We start from the raw sequence: 910 nt of genomic DNA, 5'->3' as shown, positions 1-910 counted from the left end.
CCTCCCGGGGTGCTTTTCACCTTTCCTTCACAGTACTATACGCTATCGGTCACTGGGTAGTATTTAGGGTTGGAGGGTGGTCCCCCCGTATTCCGACCAGGTTTCACGTGTCTGGCCGTACTCTGGATTCTGCGCAGCTCTCTCCGTTTTCACCTACGTGGTTCTCACACTCTCTGACCGGCCTTCCCATGCCGTTCGGTTAACAGATTGAGTCCTAAAAGCAGTCCGTACCCCGAAAGTATTTCTACTCTCGGTTTGCCCTCTTCCGCGTTCGCTCGCCACTACTTACGGAATCTCGTTTGATGTCTCTTCCTCGCCCTACTTAGATGTTTCAGTTCAGGCGGTTCCCTCGATATACCTATTTTGAAGTTCAGTATAACGTACCTGAGTATGAACCCAGGTGAGTTTCCTCATTCAGAAATCTCCGGATCAATGCTTATTTGCAGCTCCCCGAAGCTTATCGCAGCTTATCACGTCTTTCATCGGCTCCCAGTGCCAAGGCATTCGCCCTGCGCCCTTGTTCGCTTGACCTTTCAAACGTTCTCTTAGAACATTTGGTATCCTCTTGATTCTCTCTTGCCAACGAAGATTATTGTTACCCTTCCTTTTGAAATTGTAATATTTCTTAAAAAGAACTTACTATAATCTTTGTTTCGCAGTTATTATTCAGTTTTCAAGGTACGTCTTTGAAGGTTCTTTTCAGGGCCCTCAAAATCGAACAATATCTACTCTGCTTGTTTGTTACCTGTCCAAGGACTGTCCATCTTTTGATGTCTTGTCCTTGCCTGACTCCTTAGAAAGGAGGTGATCCAGCCGCAGGTTCTCCTACGGCTACCTTGTTACGACTTCACCCCAATCACCAGTTTTACCTTCGGCGGCGTCCTCCTTGCGGTTAGACTACCGACTTCGG

The 910-nt window shown here is 47.6% G+C and carries 2 rRNA genes; both read right to left on the bottom strand.

From position 1 onward, the window contains the following. Positions 1 to 531 (bottom strand): 23S ribosomal RNA (locus tag J3348_RS14120); the annotation flags it as partial. A 266-nt stretch (positions 532 to 797) separates the two neighbouring features. Further along, positions 798 to 910, bottom strand: a 16S ribosomal RNA gene (locus tag J3348_RS14115); the annotation flags it as partial.

It is taken from the genome of Faecalibacterium sp. Marseille-Q4896 (genome assembly GCF_017377615.1).
Lineage (GTDB): Bacteria > Bacillota > Clostridia > Oscillospirales > Ruminococcaceae > Faecalibacterium > Faecalibacterium taiwanense.
This window is presented reverse-complemented; position numbering and strand designations above follow the sequence as displayed.